General features: G+C 75.2%; 13 protein-coding genes. 1 reads left to right on the top strand and 12 read right to left on the bottom strand.

All coding sequences use genetic code 11. The features are described 5' to 3' along the window. Nucleotides 1–198: 198 nt before the first annotated feature. Both ACQ9ZG_RS12290 and ACQ9ZG_RS12295 read right to left on the bottom strand, forming a co-directional pair. Nucleotides 199–453 carry a hypothetical protein gene (locus ACQ9ZG_RS12290; protein WP_018492820.1) on the bottom strand — a complete coding sequence of 85 codons (255 nt, stop codon included), beginning with the start codon at nt 451–453 and terminating at the stop codon, nt 199–201. Further along, a complete protein-coding gene (locus tag ACQ9ZG_RS12295; RefSeq protein ID WP_499280469.1) occupies nt 450–1,727 on the bottom strand; it encodes an amidohydrolase in 1,278 nt (425 codons plus the stop codon). The genes ACQ9ZG_RS12290 and ACQ9ZG_RS12295 overlap by 4 nt, the downstream gene beginning before the upstream one ends. Nucleotides 1,728–2,018: 291 nt before the next feature. Here ACQ9ZG_RS12295 and ACQ9ZG_RS12300 point away from each other — a divergent pair, with 291 nt between their 5' ends. Further along, nucleotides 2,019–2,195: a thiazolylpeptide-type bacteriocin gene (locus ACQ9ZG_RS12300; protein ID WP_018492818.1), complete on the top strand. Its 177-nt coding sequence runs from the start codon at nt 2,019–2,021 to the stop codon at nt 2,193–2,195. 98 nt (nt 2,196–2,293) lie between these two features. On the opposite strand, the gene ACQ9ZG_RS12305 is transcribed toward ACQ9ZG_RS12300, so the two are convergent. The 10 genes from ACQ9ZG_RS12305 to ACQ9ZG_RS12350 form a co-directional block, all read right to left on the bottom strand. Continuing rightward, on the bottom strand, nt 2,294–4,291 hold the full coding sequence (locus ACQ9ZG_RS12305) for a TOMM precursor leader peptide-binding protein (RefSeq protein ID WP_499280471.1): 1,998 nt from the start codon (nt 4,289–4,291) through the stop codon (nt 2,294–2,296). Continuing rightward, nucleotides 4,288–5,043, bottom strand: a complete 756-nt coding sequence (locus ACQ9ZG_RS12310; RefSeq protein ID WP_028417604.1) for an ABC transporter permease — start codon at nt 5,041–5,043, stop codon at nt 4,288–4,290. The genes ACQ9ZG_RS12305 and ACQ9ZG_RS12310 overlap by 4 nt, the downstream gene beginning before the upstream one ends. Nucleotides 5,044–5,117: 74 nt before the next feature. Beyond that, nucleotides 5,118–6,092 carry an ABC transporter ATP-binding protein gene (locus ACQ9ZG_RS12315; protein WP_499280472.1) on the bottom strand — a complete coding sequence of 325 codons (975 nt, stop codon included), beginning with the start codon at nt 6,090–6,092 and terminating at the stop codon, nt 5,118–5,120. 48 nt (nt 6,093–6,140) lie between these two features. After that, nucleotides 6,141–7,286, bottom strand: coding sequence for a site-2 protease family protein (locus ACQ9ZG_RS12320; protein ID WP_375138370.1), 1,146 nt, complete (start codon nt 7,284–7,286; stop codon nt 6,141–6,143). Then, on the bottom strand, nt 7,283–8,338 hold the full coding sequence (locus ACQ9ZG_RS12325) for a lantibiotic dehydratase C-terminal domain-containing protein (protein WP_084994964.1): 1,056 nt from the start codon (nt 8,336–8,338) through the stop codon (nt 7,283–7,285). The genes ACQ9ZG_RS12320 and ACQ9ZG_RS12325 overlap by 4 nt, the downstream gene beginning before the upstream one ends. Continuing rightward, entirely contained in the window at nt 8,335–11,256 is a 2,922-nt protein-coding gene (locus ACQ9ZG_RS12330) for a lantibiotic dehydratase (protein ID WP_499280474.1), read from the bottom strand. The genes ACQ9ZG_RS12325 and ACQ9ZG_RS12330 overlap by 4 nt, the downstream gene beginning before the upstream one ends. 14 nt (nt 11,257–11,270) lie before the next feature. After that, entirely contained in the window at nt 11,271–12,869 is a 1,599-nt protein-coding gene (locus ACQ9ZG_RS12335) for a nitroreductase family protein (RefSeq protein ID WP_499280475.1), read from the bottom strand. A gap of 68 nt (nt 12,870–12,937) precedes the next feature. Then, nucleotides 12,938–14,917, bottom strand: coding sequence for a TOMM precursor leader peptide-binding protein (locus ACQ9ZG_RS12340; protein WP_499280476.1), 1,980 nt, complete (start codon nt 14,915–14,917; stop codon nt 12,938–12,940). Beyond that, a complete protein-coding gene (locus ACQ9ZG_RS12345) occupies nt 14,907–17,258 on the bottom strand; it encodes a TOMM precursor leader peptide-binding protein (protein ID WP_499280477.1) in 2,352 nt (783 codons plus the stop codon). Before ACQ9ZG_RS12345 ends, ACQ9ZG_RS12340 begins: the two co-directional genes overlap by 11 nt. Nucleotides 17,259–17,263: 5 nt before the next feature. Next, entirely contained in the window at nt 17,264–19,249 is a 1,986-nt protein-coding gene (locus ACQ9ZG_RS12350) for an AfsR/SARP family transcriptional regulator (protein WP_499280478.1), read from the bottom strand. Nucleotides 19,250–19,262: the final 13 nt, after the last annotated feature.

Genomic DNA, 19,262 nt, shown 5'->3' on the forward strand with positions numbered 1-19,262 from the left:
CGGGTGCTCTGCGGGGGCGGGTCCTTACGGGGTCGGGTGCTCTGCGGGGGCAGGTCCTTACGGGAATGGGTCCGCTGCCGGGGCAGGTCCTGCACGGGAGCGGGTCCGCTGCCGGGGCAGGTCCTGCACGGGAGCGGGGCCGCTGCCGGGGCAGGTCCTGTTACGGGAGTGGGTCCGACGGCCCTCGGAGCGGCGCCGTCAGAACTCCTCCGTCCACCCCCGCAGTGCCGTGTCCGCCAGGACGCAGGAGACCGCCCGCCGCACCGCCGGGGCGTCCGTCGCCCCCGCCAGCTCGACCCGCAGCACCACCCGGTCCTGGCCCACCTCCGAGTGGCAGGACCAGTGGCCGGGGAGCAGCCCCAGGAGCCGTACGACGGTGGTCCAGCCGGTCGGGGCGGCCCGGTCCCGGCGTACGAGGACGACAGCGGCGACCCCGCCCCGCGCGGGCGTCATGAGCCCGCCTCCCGGACGTGACCGTGGGCTACGGGGCTCCACGGGTCCTCCCCGCCGCCGTCCGGTCCCGGGGCCAGCACCTGCCGGGCGGCGGTCGCCAGCGCCGTGATGCCCGCCGGGAGCGCCGTCCGGACGTCGGGGGCGAAGCCGGGGGCGTGGTTCGGTTCCACGGGGGCGCCCCCGGAGCGGGCCGCGCGCCACTCCCGTACGCCGGTGGTGCCGAGCAGCCAGTACGCCGTCGCCACCCCGCCCGCCGCGAAGTGCGGGAAGTCCTCGGTGGCCGTCGCGGGGGCGGTGTCCAGGACCCGGTCCGCGCCGAACGCCTCCTCGTGGGCGCGGCGGACCGCCGCCGTGAGCGCCGGGTCGGGGTGCAGGGCGGGCGAGCGGACGGTCACCGTGAGGTCCGGGTCGCGCGGGGCGCCCGCGGCGGCGGCCTGGCCCCGTACGACGCGTGTCGCCGCGGCCAGCAGGCGGTCGAGGGCGGAGTCGGTGAACGCCCTGGCCGTGAGGGAGAGTTCGGCGGTCTCGGGCGTGACGTTCCCGCGCTCGCCCGCCTGCACCGAGCCCACGGTCAGCACGGCGTGCTCGGCGGGGGCGGTCGCGTGGGCCACCACCGGCTGGAGCCCGAGCACGGTGGCGGCGGCCATCAGGACCGGGTCGACGGTGAGGTGCGGGGTCGCCGCGTGGCCGCCCCGGCCGTAGAGGGTGACGTCGGCCGCGATGCTGCCCGCCATCAGGGGCGCCCCGGCCGGAGCGTGGGCGACGGTCCCGGCGGGGAGCGGGGCGGTGTGCTGGGCGAGGGCCGCGTCCGGGGTGCCGAACCGCTCGTACAGCCGCCCTTCCACCAGCATCGACCGGGCCCCGCTCAGCGTCTCCTCGGCGGGCTGGCCCACCACGAGCAGGGTGCCGCGCCAGCTCTCCCGGTCGGCGGCGAGGAGGGCCACCGCCCCGGTGAGGGCCGCGATGTGCAGGTCGTGGCCGCAGGCGTGCATGACCCCGGGGGTGGTGCTCGCGTACGGCAGGCCGGTGGCCTCGGTGACGGGGAGCGCGTCGAGTTCGGTGCGCAGGAGCAGGGTGGGGCCGGGGCCGTTGCGCAGGACGCCGACGAGGCCGTGGCCGCCGCCGACGGCCCTGGTGACCGTGAGACCGAGTTCGGCCAGCCGGGCGGCGAGGAGGCCGGCGGTGCGGTGCTCGTGGCCGGAGAGTTCGGGGTGGGCGTGCAGGTCGAGGTAGAGCGCCAGGGCGGCGTGGAGCAGGGGGCGCGGCGGAGGCATGCCTCCCGGACCCGCGCGCCCGTCGCCGCCCGCGCCCGCACGCCCCTCGCCGTTCGCGCCGTCCGTGTCCTTCGCCGTTCTCGCCGCTGCGACCACTTCGCACCTCATCTCTGCTCAACGAGCTTGATCCGTCGGGCTGTCAGGGGCCCTGCCGTCCCGCTGTCACCGGGTGCCAGCGAAGTGACAGCGAAAGCGCGGCCGATCTGACAGCGGCCGCCGCTCCAATGGGTCCAGGACGGGGACACCGGGCCGGAGTGGCCGGCCGGTCCCCACGAGACCAGGGAGAACACCATGGCCCCCAAGACCGAGCTGACCACCCTCGCCGACGAGATCCTGGAGCTGGAGTCGGAGACCTTCGAGATCTCGGACTACTCCGACGCGTCCGAGGTCGTGCTGGCCGGTTCCACGTCCTGCTCCTCGACCTCCACCTGCTCCAGCACCACCAGCACCACCTCCTGCAGCGCCTGACACCCTCTTCCCGGCGCGCGCACGCCAGCCCCCTCCGTCGGTCGGAGGGGGCTGCCGTACGTGGTGCGGCGCGGGCCCGGTCCGGGGCGCGGGTGCGGTCATGGGAACGGGTGCGGGGCGGCCTTGATCTCCGCCTCCGGCAGGTCGTCGGCCCGCCGCCCGGCCGCCCGCAGCGCGGTCCGCAGCCGGGGCATGCGCAGCGCCCGCTGCCTGCTCCAGCCGAAGTCGAGCGGGAGCAGGCCCGGGACGATGGCGGAGACGGTGTGCAGGCCCATCCGGCGCTGCTCGGGGGTGGTCTGGTCGACGGCGATGACGTCGTACCCGGCCGCCGTCAGCTGGTCGCGCAGACACCGCAGATCGTCCAGCAGGTCGCCGGTGCGCGGGCGCAGCGGCTCCCAGTCGGCGAACGCCTCCTCCAGCGGGAGTACGGCGACGGGCTCCAGGTACTCCGCCGCGTGCCGGGCCATCGACGGCAGCCCGTAGAGCTGGGCGTGGTCCTTGAGGTGCAGCACCTTGGTGAAGTCCCGCTCCATCGCCTCCAGTTCGGTGCGGCGCTCGGTCACCTGGTAGGGCAGGTGCGGGATGTAGGTGAGGACTTCGGAGAGAGCCGACTCCACCGTCTCGGCCGGGTCGAAGCCCGCCGCCGCGCTGAAGGAGAGCGTGCCGGGGCCGCCGTCGCGCCGGACCGCGAGGGCGGTGACGACGGGGGCGGCCAGGTCCATCCGCGTATCGAAGGCGTGCACGTCGTAGCCGTGCAGGGCGGCCCGGTCGAGCATCGAGCGGACGGCGGGCGTGGTGGCCGTGGCGAGGTCGATGGCGGCGAGGCGGGCGCGGCCGTACCAGGCGAGGAGGAAGGCGTCCCGCTCGACCAGTTCGAGGAGGCCGAAGAGGATCGCCTCCTCCAGACTCCCGCCGGTGGCGCAGCCGTTGGAGCACTCGAAGACGAAGTTGTCGGCGTCGACCCCGGCGCTGTAGTGGGCGAGCCGGGCCGGGACCAGGATCGGGGCGTCGTCGCGCAGGGAGTGGGCCCAGACCCAGGGGATGGCCCGGTCCGGGTCGAAGGGGCTGACCAGGCGGTCGGAGGCGTAGGTCTCGGGGGCGTAGAGACCGCAGTCGGCGGGGTTCAGGACCCGGGTGCCGGGCTGCGCGGCGAGGACGGTGTGGCTCTCGGTGACCGGGGAGGTGCCGCGCCTGCGGTGGGTGCCCGCGTACCGCTCCAGGCCCTCCAGGTAGGCGAGGGTGCGGCTGGTGGCGTACCGGTTGGCCTGGCCGCTCCAGGTGACGTCGTTGAGGCCCGCGTAGCCGCGCACGAAGTGGGATCCGGCGACGGGTGCGGTGGTGGTGGAGGCGGGGTTGATCCAGATGTCCGAACCGAGCGCCCCGCAGACGGGGTTGGCGAGCGCGGCGGTCGGCAGGGGGTAGGAGTCGAGGGTGCGGACGCGGTAGGTGCCGGGGGCCGGCTTGGGGGTGGCGGCGAGCGCCATCCGGGCGGCCTGCGCCGTGTCGGGGACCTCGGAGACGCAGGCGGGGCAGAGGGGTTCGGGGAGCAGCGGGAAGGTGGCCGTGGCGAGGGTGACCAGGTCGATGCGGGTGACCTGCGGGAGCGCCCGGTCGGCGGGGGTGGCGTCGGGGTGGGAGACCCGGCCGTCGGGCCCACCGGGGCCGCTTCCCCCGGCCGCGCCCCGCAGCACCGCGCCGTACGCCGCCCAGACCGCGTCCACCGCGTACTCCGTGAGCACCGGCCACCGCTCCGCGCCCCGCGGCTCGTGGCCCAGCTCCAGCGCCTCCCGCTCCGACCGGCTGCGCAGCCGCTGCCACCGCATCGCCAGGCACTGCCCGCACGCGGCGTCCGAGGGCCCGCCGCCCCAGGGGCCGATCAGCACGGCCCGGGAGGTGAGCTGGACGTTGGCGGCCGGGCGGGTGTCGGCGTACGGGTCCGGGTGGCCGAAGCCGAGGGTGTCGGCGGCCCCGAGCGGGACGACGTACGGCGCGGGCAGGCCGCTGCCGGAGCCCGTGCGGGCGTGGCGGGCGGCCAGGGCGTCCTGGAGCCGGACGCGCGCCCGGTCCAGCGGGGTCGTGGCGGTGACCGTCGTCATGACTTGTCGCTCCAGCGGAAGGTCTTCAGCGCCACCGCGCCGAGGACGAGGGCGAATCCGGCGAGCACCGCGCAGGCGACGCCGATGTCCGACAGGGTGCCGCCGCCGGTCAGCGCGCCGGAGACCCCGTCGTTGAGGTAGCGCAGCGGCAGGACCCGGGAGAGGCTCTGCATCCAGCCGGGCATGGCGTCGAGCGGGAAGAACGAACCGGAGAGGAACGCCATGGGAATCATCAGGCAGTTGGCGATCGCGGCGACCGCCTCCGGGGTCTTCGCGTAGCTGCCGACGATGACGCCGAGCGCGAGGAACGCGGTGATGCCGAGCACCAGGACGGGCACGGCGAGCGGCCAGCGGCCGTCCAGCTGGAGCCCGAAGGAGGGCAGCAGGGCCACGGCGACGAAGAGCACCGCCTGGACGGCCCCGATGCCGAGCGCCAGCACGTAGCGCGAGGCGAGGACGGCGGAGACGGGTGTGGGCGTCATCCGGATCAGCCGGAGGATGTCGTCGCGCCGCCACTGCATGAGGACGAAGCCGACGCCGAAGACGGCGGCGTTGCCGACGCCCCAGGAGAGGACGCCGGGCGCGATGTAGTTGATGTAGGGCTTGCCGCTCTCCTCGACGGTCTGGCCGTGGAAGATCAGCCCGAAGACGACCAGGAAGATCAGCGGGAAGGCGAAGGTGAAGAAGAGGGTGGTGCGGTCGCGGGTGTAGGCCCGGTATCCGGCCTGGCTCAGCGCGGTGTAGGCGCTCATGGGGGTGTCTCCGTATCGGTGGTTCGCGAGGGGGCGTCAGCAGGTGGGCCGGGGGCGCCGGCGGGGCGGGAGGGCTAGGCCTGCGGCTGCTGCTGCCCGGGCGCCTCGGCGCCGGTCAGCGACAGGTAGACGTCCTCCAGGCTCGCCGTCCTGGTCTGTACGCCCTGGAGTCCCGCGATCCCGTCCACGGCCGCGAGCACCGGGCCCGAGGTGAGGGTCTCCAGGACGACCGAGCCGCCCTCCACGGTGACCCGGTCCACGCCCGGGATGGCCCGGGCCCGCTCCACGCTGAGCCGGTCGGCCGGGACGAGCAGCCGGGTGGTGGGGCTGGAGGCGGCGATGAGCCGGCCGGGGCTGTCGAGCGCGGCGACCTTGCCGTCGACCATGATCGCCACCCGGTCGCAGAGCGCCTCGGCCTCGTCCAGGTGGTGGGTGGTGTAGACGATGGTGCGGCCCGCGCCCTTGAGGTCCCGGAGCACCTGCCAGAGCGAGCGGCGGGCCTGCGGGTCGAGGGCGGCGGTCGGCTCGTCCAGGAAGATCAGCTCGGGCTCGTGGACCAGGGCGGAGGCGATGGCGAGCCGCTGCCGCTGTCCGCCGGAGAGGTCGTCGACCCGGGTGGAGCCCTGCTCGGTGAGGCCGACGGAGGCGAGGGCCCGTTCGGCGGCGGACGCGTCGCACCGGTAGAGGGCGGCCATGGTGACCAGGTGCTCGCGGGCGGTCAGCCGGACGAAGAACGACGAGGTCTGGGTCTGCACGCCGAGCCGGGGCAGCAGGGCGGTGTTGCGGGGCCAGGGGCTCTCGCCCAGGACCGCCACCGTCCCGGAGTCGGCGCGCCGCTGGCCCTCCATGATCTCCACGAGCGTGGTCTTGCCCGCCCCGTTGGGCCCGAGCAGCCCGAAGAACTCCCCGCGTTCGACGGTCAGCGAGACCCCGTCGACGGCCCGGGTGGTGCCGTACGTCTTGTGGACGCCGGTCAGCGCGACGGCGGCGGACCCGGCGGCCGGTTCCACCGGGGGGTCGTGCGGGGTGCGGGGGGCGGTGGACGTCATGGAACTCTCCTTGGGGTGGAACAGGGGGCTTCGGGGCCCGGAGGGGGATCAGGCCGTCAGCAGATGATGGACGCCAGCGACGGCCGCCGCGACCAGAGCGGCGAGAACCAGCACCGTGCTCAACGCGTAGGCCGGGTAGGCGATTCGGGCCCGGCGGGGGTAGGCGGCCGCCTCCGGGGCGCGGCGCAGGGCGAGCCGCAGGTAGGGGCCGGTGGAGGCGGCGAGTCCGGTGGCCCCGGCGAGCTGACCGGCGATCTTGTACCCGTCGAGCGGGGGCAGCGGCACGAGCATCGCGAACGCCTGGACGCTGCCGAGGAGCAGGAGCGCGGAGATCGCCTCGTGCGTGGCGTCGTCGAGCGGGGCGAGGAGCCACAGCACGCAGAAGGGGAGCAGGAAGAGGAGGTTCATCACCGCGCCCGCCAGGGCGGTGGCGATACGGGGCCAACGACCCTTCAAATAGAGGTAGTTGTCGACCGTGCAGTACATGATCACGGCCGGGAGCCGCCATCGCAGCCCGATCTCCGCGACCCGGCCGCCGTAGTGCCGGGCCACCACGCCGTGGGCCAGTTCGTGGAGGGCGGTGCTCACCCAGAGCAGGATCGCGGTGCCGGTCAGCAGGACGGGGTTGGTGAACAGTTCCCCGACGGCGGTGAGCAGTTCGCCGGAACGGGCGATGACGAGCGCCTCCATGGCCACCACCAGCACCAGCAGCGGCCCCATCGCCCAGGGGGTGAGCAGGAAGCCGAGGACCCGGTGGAGGCGGGCGGTGGTGGCGTCGGCGTCGGCGACCAGGGGGAGGGTGCCGCGCAGGAGGGTGCGCGGCTCGGGCGGGGTGACCGGTGCGGCCTGCGCGGGCGTTCCGGCCAGCAGCCCCTTGGTCCCGAGCATGGTGAGGATCTGCTGCCAGTGGGCGTCGCCGAGCCGCCGCCCGTACTCCCCCGCGTACTCCTCACCGATCTCCGCGAGGCTGCGCTCCCCGTCCATGCGGGCGATCAGGAAGTGCTCCTTCGGCCCGACCTTGAAGGAGTTGCCGCTGCCGGTGTCCTTGATCAGGTGGACCGTGGCGGCCCCGTCGAGCAGCGGGTCGCTGAGCAGGACGCGGGGGCGCAGCTCGGGCCGGTAGGCGGCGAGCCCGGTGGCGGCCCCGGGCCCGCCGGGCGCTCCGGACACCCCGGGTGCCCCGGATGCGCTCACGCGGACTCCTTGAGGACCCGGCCCAGAACATGGCTGAGATACGCCTCGTCCCGGATCGTCACGTGCAGCCGGTTGTTGGTCATGTGCAGGTACGGGGAGAGCAGCAGCGGCAGCGCCATCTCCGGGTCGGTGATCCGCTCGTCCCGCTCGCCGTCCCAGGACCGGAAGACCAGGTCCCCGTCGACGGCCAGCTTCCGTGCCCGGTCCCGGAGTTCGGCGCAGTGCTCGGCCCAGCCGGCCAGCGAGCCGGGCAGCGAGCGGGGGCTCCCGGGCGGGGCGGTGGCGGCCCGGACGCGGGCGAACCGGTCGCGCAGCCCGTCCGCCGTACGGGCGTAGTTGCGGTCGTACTCGTCGGTGCCGATGAAACCCGTGCCGGGGAAGGCGCGGTGCCAGAACTCGTAGTAGCTGTCCAGGTACTGGGTCAGTTCGTCGCGGTCCGGGAGGAACGTCGACGACATCACCATCATCAGCTGGGCCGCGGTGCCGAGCAGGACCGTGCGCAGATGGAGGTTCTTGGTGGCGAGCGCGTCGATGACCAGGTCGCTGGAGTGGCGGAAGTGCCACTCGGCCAGTTCGATCCCGGCCGGGCCGCCGTACTTCCCGAACTCCGGCTCGTAGGGCTCGCGGTGGCGGGAGTTGTTGGGGCGCAGGTTCATCCGGCCCTGGTCGTCCGTGTAGTGGCCGCGCTCGCTGCCGGGGAACTCGATCTCGAAGAGGGTGTTGTAGAAGTCGTTGAGGAACCCGGAGTCGACCTCGTAGAGCGCGGGGCGCTCCGCGAGGAACGCGTCCACGGCCTGCTCGGTGCGGCGGGCCACCTCGGCCTCGGCGCCGGGCGACGACGGCTTCAGGCGCAGGCGTACGTGGGGGCCCTCCAGCCAGTAGTTGATGAAGAAGTACCCGGCGAGCAGCCCGTCCGCCTCCAGCTCCGCGACCAGCGGGCGGACGCAGTGCAGGAGGAAGGGGCGGGGGTTGGCGGCGTAGAAGACATGGGTGGCCTGCCAGGCGCCGGTGGTGCCGTCGGGCGTGGCGGTGGGGGCGGTGGGGAGTGTCACGGGGTCCTCCTGCGGGCGGGTACGGCCGTCTCCACGGCCAGTTCGGCGACATGGCGGCCGTGGCCGGAGACGGTGTGCAGGGCGTCCTCGTCGGGGAGCGCCTCGCGGAACACCACCCGGGCCTCCGGGGTCCTGATCAGGGCCTCGAAGGCCGCCAGGGAGAGCGGGCTGTCGAAGTCCAGGTACTGCGGCTTGGCCCCGGTCGCGCCCCGGGCCCCGGTGTCGGAGACGGTGGCGAAGACCCGGTCGGGCAGGCCGTGTCCGCGCCGGAAGGCGTGCCAGTCCAGGAACCAGCCGTCCTCCGGCACCCCGGCCCGGTGCAGCGGCAGGGCGGTGGCCGGGGCGCTCCAGCTGCGCCGGCTGAGGACCAGCGAGCCGTGCCGGACCCGGGGCCGGGTGGTGATCCCGCCCGCGTCCGGCGCGCCCTCGGGGACCCCGCCCCAGACGTTGAGCGGGGCCATGGAGGTCGGGGAGAGGAGGAGCAGGGTGCGGGGCAGTTCGGGGAGGGCGAGGGGGACCAGGTAGCCGAGGTAGACGGGGATCACCTCGCGGCCCAGCCGGGCCGAGCGCAGGACCAGCCGGCCGTCCTCGGGGTCGTGGACCAGGAAGAGGTCGTCCAGGGTGATCCTGAACTCGGCTTCCAGCGTGCCGCGTTCGCCCGGGCAGACGATCTCGTACGGGACGAGCCTGCCGTGCAGGTTGAGGTTGCTGGTGACCGGGCCGCCGGTGACCTCGGCCAGGACGGCGCCCTCGGGCACCAGGGTCTCCGCGCCGGCCAGGAGCCGCTCGTCGAGCCCGTCGAAGAGCTGGGTGAACCGGCTGAAGGGGAACGAGACCCCTCCGTAGGACCGGTTGAGGACCACGAGCGGGTCGCCGGGGCGGTCGGCGATCTGGAGGTGGTGGCTCATCGGCGCGAAGTCCGGTGCCAGTCCCTCCAGTTGCCCGGCGACCTCGGCGAGGAATCCGTCGTCCACCCGCACCTCGGCCGCCTCCGGCCCGGCCGCCTCCGACAGGGCGGTCATCCGGGCGGTGAAGGTGCGCCGGGCGGTGTCGAGGGCGCGCAGCCGTTCCAGGCCCAGCCAGTTGATCTCGGGGACGTAGGTGCCGTCGGCGTCGTACGGGGTGCGGGTGGCGGTGAACGTCATGTACTGGTCGAAGAAGTCCTCGTGGAAGTCGTGGACCAGCTTCAGCAGGTCGTCGCACCGGCCCCCGTGCCCGTACCGCGCGAGGAAGAACCCCTCGAAGGTGATGCGCTGCGGCAGGGTGAGGTCGAAGGCGGGCAGCACCCGCTCGACGGCGGCCAGCGGCCGGGCGGCCAGCTCGGCCCAGGCGGCGGGATCCAGCTCCGTCCGCACACCCGCCGGGGAGCCGCCCGCAGCACCCGAGCCACCTCCCGGCGCGCCCGAGCCGTCCGGTGCGCCCGAGCCGTCCGTTGCGCCCGGTGTGCCCGAGCCGCCCGAGCCGCTCGGTCCGTCCAAGCCACCGACAGCGCCTCCCGGTCCGTCCGCGGCGCCCGAAGCGCCCGAGCTGCCCGCGGCACTTCCCGGAACGCCGGCCACCGGCCCCCGGCCGCCCGCCGCCGCGTCCTCGTACAGCAGCGTCTGCGGCACCTTCGCCCGCTCCGCGCCCAGCTCCTCCTCCTGGACCGCCCGCAGTTGGGCCCGCAGGGTGTCCAGCAGCACGCGCCGCTCCTCCGGCGAGGCGTCCGCGAACCACTCGACGCACCGGGCGGGCCCCTCCAGCCGGTCCGCCAGCCGGTCGGCCCACGGGCGCTCCAGCCCCCCCAGCGCCCCCTGGAACGCCCGCAGCGGGTCGGTGTCGTGCACCTCGGTCCGCAGGCACGGCACCTGGACCATGCCCACGTCCAGCAGCGCCCCGAGGTACTGCTCGCACTCCTCGCGGGCGGCCCCCTGGTCCCGGGCCAGCCACTCGACCAGCTCGCCGTACCGCAGCACGCTCCCCCGCCGCTCCTCGAAGAGGCCGAGCAGCCGGTCCAGGGTGCCGCTGCGGCGCAGGAAGAACAGCCGGTCCTTCACCGCGTCGAACGTGACGGCCGTGTCGTCGTCGCCCGCCGTCACCCACCGCCGCACGTACCGCACCCGGTCGTCGTCGCGGCCCCACCCGGAGGCGGGGGCGACCGGCAGATCGGCGCGGCGGGCCGGGTCCGCGATCACGGCGTCGGCGAGGCGGCCGAGCGCCACGACGTTGAGCCGGGCCTGCGCCCGCCACTCCTCGTCCACCCGCAGCCGCAGCCCGTCGGATCCGGTGAGCGAGCCGAGCGCGACGCCGGTGAAGGTGGAGAAGGGGCTCGTCTTGCACGCGGTCCGGTACACGTAGCTCAGCAGCGAGCGCTCGATCTTGCGCTGCTTCTTGCCGGGCCGGTCGCCGTCCGCCGGGGCCGTCCGCCGGTACGCGTCCAGCTGGGCGTCCAGGGCCGGGGAGGCGAGCAGCAGGGCCCGGCGCAGCCGCTCGTGGCCGGCCAGCCCACGCAGCGCCGCGCGGCTGCGGCCGGTCTCGGCGGCCAGCAGCGCGGCCCCCTCCCCGCGCCGCTCGTCCAGGGCGCGGCGGCCGGTCAGCCAGTCGGTGAGGGTGGCGGCCGCGGCGGGGTCCAGGGCGCGGACCCGGGTGAGCAGGGCGTCGGCCGCGTCGGCGGCGGGCAGCCGGTTGTTGAAGATGTCCCGGCGCAGCTTGAGCAGGGCGCGGCGGAGCGGTTCGTCGTCGCTGCCGCCGATCAGGTCGTGGAGCCGGTCCCCGGCCTTCTCCGCGACCAGCGTCAACTGCGCCGACTCGTCCAGGACTTCGTCGGCCCAGCGGCGGCTGTCCGGGCAGCGCAGCGCGTGCACGCTCTCGACCGGCAGCCCGGCGACCCGGACCATGAAGGCGGGCCGCAGGCCCGAGGGGTTCGTCTCGAAACTCATGTCCGCTCCCCCGCTCAGGCGATCTCGTAGCGGAAGTCGGCCGGCGCGGGCCGTTCGTTGCCGATCATCATGATGAGCAGCGGCGCCTCGCCCGTCCCGTCGAGTCCCAGCTCCTCGATGTAGGAGATGTTGTCGAAGCCGAGGGCCACCCCGCAGCCCAGGTCGACGGCGGACGCGGCGGTGTAGAGGGACTGGGCGACGGCCCCGATGGTGGCGTTGACCAGGCGGTATCCCCGGTCCCCCACGGCGTCCAGCACGGCGGTGGTCCGGACGGTCGGCACCAGGACGGCCCCGGCCTGCTCCAGGTTGTAGTTGGCCAGGAAGTAGTTCCGCTGGAGGAACTCCCCCGGCCGCCCCTCCTTCACCCGCCGCAGGCTGCCCCGCTCGGGGTCGTAGGCGTACGACCCCGGCTCCACCCCCTCCACATGGCTGACGAACACGTACAGCTTCGCCAGCCGTACGTCACCGGTGTCCCCGCCGAGCCGCGATCCGGCCGCCGCGGCGGCGAGGCAGGCCGCCAACTGGGGCCGGGTGACCGGCTGCTGGGCGTCGAACCGGCCGAAGCTGGAGCGGCGGTCGCGCAGCGCGGTGCGGACGTCGGTCTCCAGGGGCCGGGCGGGCGGCAGTTCGACCTCCTCCGCCGCCGGGTCGACCGGGTGCGCGGCGGCCGGGGCGAGCGCTCCGGGGGCCGGGCGGGCGGTGGCGTCGGCGGAGGTGGCGGCCTGCATCCGCAGGAGGGTGTCGAAGGTGAGGACGGTACGGGAGCGCTCGACGTCCTTGCGGCGCACGGAGACCGGCGCGGCGGGCGGGTGCCCCGGACTCCCTTCGTATCCGGCCCACTTCAACGGCACGACCGCGAAGATCCCCTCCGCCTTCGGGTCCACCCCCAGCAGCTCCGCGAGCCGCTCCTCGTCGAACCAGAGCGCGGGCTCGACGGCCAGCCCCCGGGCCGCCGCCCACATCCGCCAGGTCTGGACGCAGGCGCCGAGGTCCATGGAGACGGCGTGGAAGGAGAAGCTGTTGTACTTGAAGGCGTTCTGCCAGTACTTGATGGAGAGCACCAGATACTGGTCCGTCTCCGGCCCCGGCGCCCCCTCCCCCAGGGCTGCGCGCACCCGGCCGGTCACATCGCCGGTGAGCAGCCGCTGCATGGTGTGGTGCCGGGTGGAGTAGTAGTGCACCCCGGGCGGCACGGGGCCGCTCGGGCCGGAGACCCAGTGGACGGCGACCGGGTAGAGCCCGCCGCCGGAGGCCGAGCCGCGCGACCAGTTGGCCAGCGGGTAGAAGGGCAGGGCGCTCAGGTCGGTGTTGGCCTGGACGCCCAGGCGGCGGCCGGTGAGCCCGTAGGAGTCGCGGAGCATCCCGGAGAGGGTCACCAGGTCGAACTCCCCTCCCTCCGTGCTCCGTTCACCCGGGGCGCCCTCGGCGAACAGGCCCCGGTCGAGCGTGGCGTCGGCGGGGTACGGGGCGTCGGGCAGCGGGAAGCCGTCGGCGCCCGGGTAGAACTTGGCCTTCCGGGGCCCGTCCTGCCAGTTCGGTACGAAATCGGCGGGGTCCATCGGGACCCGGCCGCGGTGCATGATCGCGTCGGCGTATTCATGGGCGTATCCCATGGCGGGCTCCTTGGTCACGGCAGGAAGGCAGAAGGAGGGACGGGAGAGGGGGCGGGAGGAGGGGACGGTCATGGGAACGGGTGCGGGGCCGGGTTGAGGTCGGCGTCGGTGAGGTCCGTCGTCCGCAGCCCCGCCTCGCGCAGCGCGGTCCGCAGCCGGGGCATGCGCAGGGCGCGCTGCCGGGTCCAGCCGAAGTCGATCGGCAGCAGACCGGGCACGAGGACGCTCACCGTGGTCAGCCCCAGGGCCCGCTGCTCGGGCATGGTCTGGTCGACCACGACCACGTCGAACCCGGCGGCCGTGACGGCGTCCACGCAGCTCCGGAGGTCCTCGCGCAGATCACCGGAGACCGGGAGGACCGGCCGGGCGCCGGGCCCGTCTCCGTACAACTCCTCGAAGGAGAGTGGCGGTTGCCGTACGGAGCCGGGGGCGCCGAGCAGGAAGTCCGCGTGGTCGCCCATCTCCGGGATGCCGTAGGCGAGGGGGTGGTCGTGGAGGGCGGCCACCTTGTCGAAGTCGTACGCCATCGCCCGCAGCCGCTCCTCGTCGCGCTCGGTGCGGCCCTGGAGGTTGACGGCGTCCGTGGCGATCTCGCAGAGGGCCCCGGTGAGGGCGGCCTCCGGGTCGAGTCCGGCGCCCGCGCCGAAGCACATCCGGCCGAGACCGCCGTCGGGGCGGACGGCGACCCCGGTGACGACGGGGATCGGGAAGGAGATCCGGGTGTCGAAGAACCGGGCCTCGTAGCCGTACATCTCCAGCCGGTCCACCATCTGGCGGGTGGCCGGGCGGCGGCTGGTGCGCGGGTCGATCTCGGGCAGCGCGGCCCGCCCGTACCAGGAGAGCAGGAACGCGTCCCGCTCCACGACCTCCATCAGCCCGAAGAAGACGGCCTCCTCCAACGCCCCGCCCGAAGCACAGCCGTTGGAGCTCTCCTGCACGAACCGGTTCTCCAGGCCCGGCGCGTGGTAGTACGTGAGCACCTCCGGCACCAGGACCGTCCGCTCGTCCCGCAGCGACCAGCCCCGCACCCACGGGATCTCCCGGTCCGGAGTGAACGGCAGGACACGGGGGTTGGCGGCGTGGAAGGCGTCGGAGTAGAGCCCGACGGTCCGGGGGTCGACCACCGCGCGGCCGTCCGCCCGCAGATCGTCCAGGCTCGCGCGCACCTGGGCGCGCTTGGCCCGCGACCGCATCCCCGCGTACCGCTCAAGCCCCTCCAGCACCCCGATCCGCACGCTCTCGGCGAAGGTGTCGGCGTGCCCGCCCCAGAACGTCTCGCGCAGATAGGGGCCCGAACGCATCGAGAAGCAGCCGATGGTGGCCGAGGTGGAGGTGGAGGAGACGTCCTGGACCACGGAGGGGCCGAGGGAGCCGCAGACCGGGTTGGCGTACGGCTCGATCGGCAGCTCGTACGTCCCGATGTCCCGGACCCGGAAGCTGCCGGGGCGCAGCTCGGGCGCGGGCTTCAGGGTGATCGTGGCGGCCGCGTCGGTGTCGGGCTCGGGGGTGGCGCAGTGAGGGCACTCGGGGTCCGGGACCAGCGGGTAGTGGCGGACGGTCAGGGTCTGGAGGTCGATCAGGTGGACGGCGGGGAAGGCCCCGGTCTCCGGTCCGCCGCCGGTCAGCCGGGCGGCGATCAGCCCGGCCACCGCCTCCGCGGCGAAGGGTGTGAGATACGGGGACGGGCCCGCCGCCCGGGTCCCCTCGCCCAGCTCCAGCGCCTCGCGCAGGGAGACCGGGCGGACGGCCTGCCAGCGCCGCTCCAGGCAGCGGGAGCAGGGGAGCCGGGGCCCGGCGGGACCTGCGGGGTCCGCTGCCGGGAAGGGGCCGATGACGGCGTGGCGGCCGTAGTAGCGGACCGGGACGGCAGCGTCGGCGGGGACCGCCTCCGCCCTGAACGCGTCCTGCACTCCGAGGGGTTGGACGTCCAGGAGGGGAGTCCCGGCCTCGGCGTGCGGGGCGAGCCCGGCCCGTACCAGCTCGGTGAACAGGGCGGTGGACTCCCCCAGGACGGGTGGGGCGGCGGCCACGGGTGTCTCAACGGGCATCGGGGCCACCCGGGATGAGGGAGTCCACCGTGACCAGGACCCGGGCCGTGGCGATGGAGCCCGCCGGGAGGTCGGCCGGGGTGGTGTCCGCGTACAGCGCGTCGCGCCCGGTGGCACGCAGCCGGTCCAGCACCGCGTCGAACGTCGTCTCCGCCCCCTTCACCGCCACCGACTCCCCGCCGACCGCGATCGCCGCCGGGGCGAGGTCCCCCAGCAGCGGGTCACCGAGGTCGACCACCGCCCCCGGGTCCTCGGCGGCCAGCTGGACCTGCCCGAGGAGGTCGCGCAGGGCCGAGGCGGCCGCCGCGCGCCGGGAGAGCCCGGCCCCGACCGCCCAGCGGCCCTGCGCGGAGGCGTCGGACGGCTCACCGTCCGAACCCCCTTGGACGGAGGGGCCGTTCGCCTCGCGGGCCAGGACCGCGTGGGCCGAGGTGCGCCCCTCCTCCCCCAGGTCCAGCAGCTCCACCGCGATGTCCAGGTTGGCCGCCGACTTCAGCAGGAACACCAGCTCCGGATCGTCGCCGTCGGCCGCGACCGGGCTCACCGTGGTGGCCCCCCGCACCGCCCGGACCAGCGCGTCGTGCGCGAGGGCCGAGAGCAGCCCCTGCCCGGCCGCCTCCGCCGCGCTGCCGCCCGCCCCGGAACCGGCCCGGCTCGCCAGCTGCGCCCGGTCCCGGTTGTACGGGCCGAAGGGGCGCAGGGCCGCCGCCGGAACCCGTACCGGCTCCTTGGTGATCAGCGAGGCCGCCGCCGCCCAGGCGGTGGGCTCGGCCCCGGTGCCGCCGCCGGTCGTGAGGTCGGCGGGAACGAGGGTGCGTACCGCCTCCCCCCGACCGTCCTGCCGGGCCTCCACGAGCGGCACGACGTGCTCGACGTACGCCTCCGCCGCCGCGTACAGCGCCCGCAGCCGCGCCCCCGCCAGATGGTGCACGTCGAACGCGGCGATCCGCCGGCGCACCCCGCCGCCGAGCGCCACCTCCACCCGGCTGAGCTTCAGCGGGGTCTGGGTCAGCTCCTCGTCGTCGTACCGGCTGAAGATCCCGGTGTACGGGCGCACCAGCGCCGTGCTGATCCGGTTCAACTCCTCGACCAGCGCCTCCGCGTCCCGGGCGGTCTCCACGGTCGGGGTGGCGGGCAGCGCGAGGGCGTCCGGCAGCGCGGCGGGGGCCGGGGCCTGGTCGGCCGCCAGGGCGGCGCAGCGGGTGCAGCGGGGATGCGGGTGGACCGGTTCGGCCATCACGTCGAGCGATGCGAGGTCCTGGACGAGGAGCTGGCCGGACGTCTCGGCGGGGAGGGCGCCGGTGGTGAGGCGGAAGATCTCGTAGCCGACGAGGTTGCCGACCATCGCCGCGACCGGCCCGGTCAGGGCGTCGCCGGGGACCGGTACGGCTCCGGCCGCCTCGCTCCACAGCGCGGCGGCCGTGCCCGCGTCGACGTTGGCTCCGAGGCGCAGGAGCGCGCAGGACCAGCAGCCGGTGGAGGTGGCGGTGGCGAGCGGGCCGACGATCAGGCGGCGGCCGAAGATCCAGGCGGGGATGACCGTGACGCCCTCGGGGACCCCGGCGGCCAGCAGGGCGTGGGTGCGCGCCCCGGCCCCGGCGCCGGTGACCACGACGACGTCGTACCCGGCCAGCCCGGCCCAGTCCGCTTCCGCCCCGGCCGGGGCGGTGACCGTCTCGATCCGCGCTCCGGCCCCGGCGGCCTCGGCGGTCACGTCGTCGTGGGCGGTGGTGGTGCCGATCCGGGCGCAGCCGTTCCGCACCAGGCTCAGCGCGCACCAGCGGGCGGTCTCGTCGTCGCCGAGTACGGCGACGCGGGTGGCGCGGTAGCGGGCGAAGCGGGCGGGGGCCCCGTCGGTGTAGTGGTCGACGTAGGCGATCTGGGCGGCGAAGCGCTCGGCGATGTCCTCGGGGAGGCCGTCGTCCCCGGCGGTCGCGGTGGTCCCGTCGGCTCCGGCCGTGCTCGCCGTGGTCTCGCCGGCCGGGATGTCGCGGGCGAAGCCGCGCGCGTACAGCGTCTTGACCAGCTCGGCGGCCATCGCCCGCTGGGCCGGGCCGAATCCGGCGCACAGTTCGTCCAGCCGGTGGTGGCCGGTGAGGTGGGGGACGACGAGGGAGGCGAAGCGGTAGGCGGTGCGGCCGGTGAGGTGGAAGCCGCCGTCGGCGTTGTGGAACAGCACGCCACCGGGGGTCTCGGTGAACAGGACGTCCCGGCGGATGCGCGGGCGGGTCGCCGCGAGCGCGTCGAAGGCGCCGGTGGGGGCGGGGGCGGACCCGGTGGGGGCGCTGGGTGCGGACCCGGTGGCGGGTGCGGCGGGTGCGGGGGCGGCGCTCTCGGCCATGGGGATCACACCTTCTCTGTGCGGCGGTTGCGGATCCGGACGGTTCTTCGCAGGTGGGCGCGGAGCAGATCGTGGACGCGGTACGGGCCCGGCGGCCCGTCCTCCAGGAGCCCGGCGTCGGCGAGCTGTTCCAGGACGTCCTCGGGAACGGACGGGTGGTCGTGCTCCTCCGTGCCGTCCGGGCCGGCGTCCTCGCGCAGGAGGTCCGGCGGCCCGGTGCCGATGCGGAGGAGGGCTTCGGAGAGCCGGGGGTCGAGGCGGCCGAGCGCGCGGTCGAAGAGGCCGCTCACCGAGTGGTCCGGGGAGTCGGTCAGGGTGAGCCGGGCCAGCGGGTCGCCGCCCAGCCAGTCGACGGCGTCCCCGAGCCGCAGCCCAGGGCGGGTGAGCAGCCGGGCGGCGAGGATGCGCAGGGCGGCCGGGAAGTGGCCGCAGAGGGCGGTGAGCCGGCGGGCGGCGCGCTGTTCGGCCTCGACCCGTTCCGTGCCGAGGGCGGCGAGCAGGAACGCGTACGACTCCGCCTCCGTGAAGGCGGTCAGCCGGTGCACCCAGCCGCCGTGGGTGGCGATGAGGCCGCCGAGCCCCATCCGGCTGGTGACGACGACGGCCAGGTCGGGGGCTCCGGGGTGGGTGCCGGGGGTGGCGCGTGCCCCGGGGGTGAGCAGTGGGCGGACCTGGTCGGCGTCGACCACGTCGTCCAGGATCAGCAGCGCCCGCCCGACCGCCGTGCCCGTTCCGCCCGTTCCGCCGGGGCCGAGCGCGGCGGCCACGTCGGCGGCGACCTCGTCCGCCGTACGGGGGTGGCCGTCCGCGCGGGTCATCCGGACGAGCAGCCGTCCGGCCGGGAAGCTGTCCCGCACCAGGTGGGCCACGTGCTGGGCGAGGGCGGTCTTGCCGATGCCGGGGGCGCCGGAGACCAGGACGGCGAGGGGGCGTTGGCCGTCGGTGCCGGGGGGCGGCTCGGCGGTGAGGCGGGCGGCCATGGCCTCGGCCTCCGCCGCCCGGCCGGTGAAGTGCGGTACGGCGGCGACGGGCCCGACCACGGGGGCGGCGGCCGGGGGCGGAACGGCCGCGCCCTGGACGACCCGGGGGGCGGGCGCCGGATACGGCCCCGGTTCCGGCGCACCGGCCTCCAGGGCGGGCACACCGGGCACGGGCACACCGGGCAAGGAGGCGGCGGTCACGGAGGCCACGGTCCCGGTGGGGGTCACGGTCCCGGTGGGGGCGGCGGGCACGGTGGGGGCGGCGGCGCCCAGGTCCTCGCCGCGCAGGATGGACAGCTCCAGCTGCCGCAGGGACGGCGAGGGGTCCACGCCCAACTCGTCCAGGAGGAAGCCCTTGACCCTGCGGTACTCAGCGAGGGCCTGGGACTGGCGGCCGGTGCGGTAGAGGGCCTCGATGAGCTGTTCGTGGAACCGCTCGTGCCCCGGATATACGCGCGTAGCGGTCCACAGGTCGACCAGCGCCTCGCCGCAGCGCCCGAGCCCCAGCAGCAGGTCGCAGACCCGCTCGACCGCCCGCAGCCGCTCCTCGGAGAGCCGGGGCACCTCGTCCCGGTGCAGGACGTCGGACCGTACGTTGGCGAGCAGCGAGCCCTGCCAGAGGGAGAGGGCGTCCTTCAGCGTGTACAGCTCCGCCTCCGGGTCCCGGGCGAGGGCGGTGGCCCGGCGCACCTGGTCGCGGAAGCCGAGGAGATCCAGGGTGGGAGGTCCGGCGGTGATCCGGTAGCCGCCGGGGACCGCCTCGATGGAGGTGCCGGTGACCCCGTGCTTGGTGAAGAGCCGGCGCAGCCGCAGGACGCAGGTCTGGAGTGCGGCCTTGGCGGTGGCGGGCTGGTCCTCGCCCCACACCGCCCGCTGCAAGTACTCCGCGGAGACGGTGGAGTTGGCGTTCAGGAGGAGCGCGGCGAGCAGGATGACGGGCTTGGAGGGCTGGAGGACGACGACATCGGGGCCGTCCGCGAGGGCCAGCGGGCCCAGGAGCTGAAACCGCATCACGATCGGTCCG

This window comes from Streptomyces araujoniae, from assembly GCF_050871195.1.
Lineage (GTDB): Bacteria > Actinomycetota > Actinomycetes > Streptomycetales > Streptomycetaceae > Streptomyces > Streptomyces bacillaris.

What these genes read in the sequence shown, in the direction of transcription:
- ACQ9ZG_RS12290 (WP_018492820.1), bottom strand. Translation starts at nt 453, where the DNA reads ATGACGCCCGCGCGGGGCGGGGTCGCCGCTGTCGTCCTCGTACGCCGG.
- ACQ9ZG_RS12295 (WP_499280469.1), bottom strand. Translation starts at nt 1,727, where the DNA reads ATGCCTCCGCCGCGCCCCCTGCTCCACGCCGCCCTGGCGCTCTACCTC.
- ACQ9ZG_RS12300 (WP_018492818.1), top strand. Translation starts at nt 2,019, where the DNA reads ATGGCCCCCAAGACCGAGCTGACCACCCTCGCCGACGAGATCCTGGAG.
- ACQ9ZG_RS12305 (WP_499280471.1), bottom strand. Translation starts at nt 4,291, where the DNA reads ATGACGACGGTCACCGCCACGACCCCGCTGGACCGGGCGCGCGTCCGG.
- ACQ9ZG_RS12310 (WP_028417604.1), bottom strand. Translation starts at nt 5,043, where the DNA reads ATGAGCGCCTACACCGCGCTGAGCCAGGCCGGATACCGGGCCTACACC.
- ACQ9ZG_RS12315 (WP_499280472.1), bottom strand. Translation starts at nt 6,092, where the DNA reads ATGACGTCCACCGCCCCCCGCACCCCGCACGACCCCCCGGTGGAACCG.
- ACQ9ZG_RS12330 (WP_499280474.1), bottom strand. Translation starts at nt 11,256, where the DNA reads ATGAGTTTCGAGACGAACCCCTCGGGCCTGCGGCCCGCCTTCATGGTC.
- ACQ9ZG_RS12335 (WP_499280475.1), bottom strand. Translation starts at nt 12,869, where the DNA reads ATGGGATACGCCCATGAATACGCCGACGCGATCATGCACCGCGGCCGG.
- ACQ9ZG_RS12340 (WP_499280476.1), bottom strand. Translation starts at nt 14,917, where the DNA reads ATGCCCGTTGAGACACCCGTGGCCGCCGCCCCACCCGTCCTGGGGGAG.
- ACQ9ZG_RS12345 (WP_499280477.1), bottom strand. Translation starts at nt 17,258, where the DNA reads ATGGCCGAGAGCGCCGCCCCCGCACCCGCCGCACCCGCCACCGGGTCC.
- ACQ9ZG_RS12350 (WP_499280478.1), bottom strand. Translation starts at nt 19,249, where the DNA reads ATGCGGTTTCAGCTCCTGGGCCCGCTGGCCCTCGCGGACGGCCCCGAT.